This is a genomic window from bacterium (assembly GCA_004299235.1).
Lineage (GTDB): Bacteria > Chloroflexota > Dormibacteria > Dormibacterales > Dormibacteraceae > SCQL01.
Genome location: SCQL01000066.1, coordinates 1 through 1997, shown reverse-complemented (window position 1 = coordinate 1997; position 1997 = coordinate 1). Strand labels below are relative to the sequence as shown.

Here is a 1997-nt window from a genome sequence, read left to right as displayed (position 1 = left end):
GCTTGCGGCGTGATCGCCCGCAAGCTCTTCGGCATCCCCTTGAGGTCGAGGACGTCACCGACGACGGCCAGCTGAGCCGCGGGGATCCCGCTGACTCTGGAGGCCACGTCGTTCACCGAGCTCGGATCCTGGACGTACTTGTTCCAGGCGTCCTGAGTCGCAGCGACGAGATCGTGGACGAAGCCCGACGCAGCCGAGATGAAGCCGGTGCGAGCGATGTAGCCGCCGTTGACGACCGCCGGGTCGCCGAACGCCTTCAGGAAGGCGTCGTGGACGCTGTAGATCGCCTTGAACTTACCGCTCTGCAACAGCGGATACGTCGTCGGCGCCTCGATGAACGCCGCATCGACACGACCCAGCGTCAGCTCCTGCGCCGCGGCGTCGGTCTGCTTCAGCTTGAAGTACGTGCGGATGTTCTGACCGGTTGCCGCCTCGATCGCCGCCTCTTCAGCGCCGAAGCGCGTGCCGAGCGGCGAAATCGCCACCGTCTTGCCCCGCAGCGAGGCCAACGTCGTGTAGGGCGAGCTCTTCTTGACCAGGATCTGCGGACCGATCGTCCAGCGCGCGAGCGGGAAGAACTCGGCCACCCGCAGGTGGTACTGCTGCATCACGCGTGGGATGAACGAAGGCGGCGTCGTCATGACGTTGCACTGGCCGGCCCCGAACGCCGGCACCTGCGTCGTCGCGTCGAGGACCTTGAACTTGACCGTGTAGGGCTTGTGGGCGAAGTAGGTGTCCGTGTTCGCTTCCAGGTAGTCGAAGATCGGGTGGAACGGGATGTCGATGCACACCGTGTAGGTGGGGCCTGCGGCTTTGCTCGCCGTACCGCCGAGGGCCGCGGCCGCGAAGACCGACACCCCGGCCACGGTGGCGAGCGCCGCGAGTGCTACGACTCGCTTCCTGCTGAGCTTCATCGAGAACCTCGGATCTTGAGGTGGCAGAGACGAGAGACGGGCAACGAAAGCCGACCCGACCGACACGGTCGGCTAGGAGACGTGCGAGCGGGGCTACCTCATTCGCCCTCCTCACCCAGGCGCAGCTCGTAATCGACCGTGACGTCGGAGACGAAGCGCTCGGTCGCCACCGACACTCGGTCGGCCGGCATGAACGCGCGGTCGAAGATAATGGGCTCGCCCCCGGCCGCGAACGTCAAGCGCTCGCTGAGGAGAGCCGCGGCGCCCGGCTCCTCCTCGAGCAGGGTAGCCTCGTGCGGAGCGAGGGTGATCGCCTGGATCCTCTCGTGGGCGTGGGCGACCTCGATCTTGAGCTCACCCTGGAGGTAGTCGTAGAGCGAGAGATCGTTGAGATCGACGTCGTCAAGCGTCTCGCCCAGCCAGGCCTGAAGCTGGGAGTGCTGGTAGACGATCGGCTGAGCGCCGACGAAACGCAGGCGCTCGATCGCGTACACGAGCTCTCCCGCCTCGATCTGCAAGAGCTCCGCGACATGCGGGTGCGGCGCCACGAGCTCGCGGCGTAACACCCGTGTCTTCAGCTCGAGCCCCTGGTCTGCCACCTCCTGGGCAAGGCTGCGCAGATTGCCCATGGCGTAGCGGATGCGCCTTGGAGCCACAAACGTCCCGAGCCCGTGACGCATCACGACGAGCTCCTCTTGCTCCAACAGCTGGAGTGCCTGGCGGACGGTCATAACCGTGACGCCGTACTCCTGGGCGAGCTCGCGCTGCGTCGACAGCCGCTCGCCGGGGGCCAGCGCGCTGGCGCCGATCCTGTCCTTGAGATCACGATAGATCCGGAGGTAATGAGGTGTGCGGCGCTGGAACGCGTCCATGACATCCTTGGAAGGTGTTATAGAAGACTAGTGGATGTATAGGCCTTTGGGCGTACGCGTGTCAAGCTGATGGCGAGTCTCGAGAGTCCAACCCGACTCCTCCACCGGTGCGGCTGCAGCGTGCATACGGGCCGGGGCGAAGACACGTCTTGCGCGGCCATGGCCGGGGTCTGGCAGCGGCCATAGCTCGCAATGACCTGGCTAGGCGGGG

2 protein-coding genes are annotated in these 1997 nt (G+C 65.8%); both read right to left on the bottom strand.

Features of this window, described 5'->3' with window-relative positions:
• The coding region (locus EPN29_14225) for a transporter substrate-binding domain-containing protein (GenBank protein ID TAN30879.1) at nt 1-914 on the bottom strand (914 nt) is incomplete at its 3' end.
• A 98-nt stretch (nt 915-1012) separates the two neighbouring features.
• Complete coding sequence (locus EPN29_14220) at nt 1013-1786, bottom strand: GntR family transcriptional regulator (GenBank protein TAN30878.1); 774 nt, start codon at nt 1784-1786, stop codon at nt 1013-1015.
• Between the last annotated feature and the right edge of the window lie 211 nt (nt 1787-1997).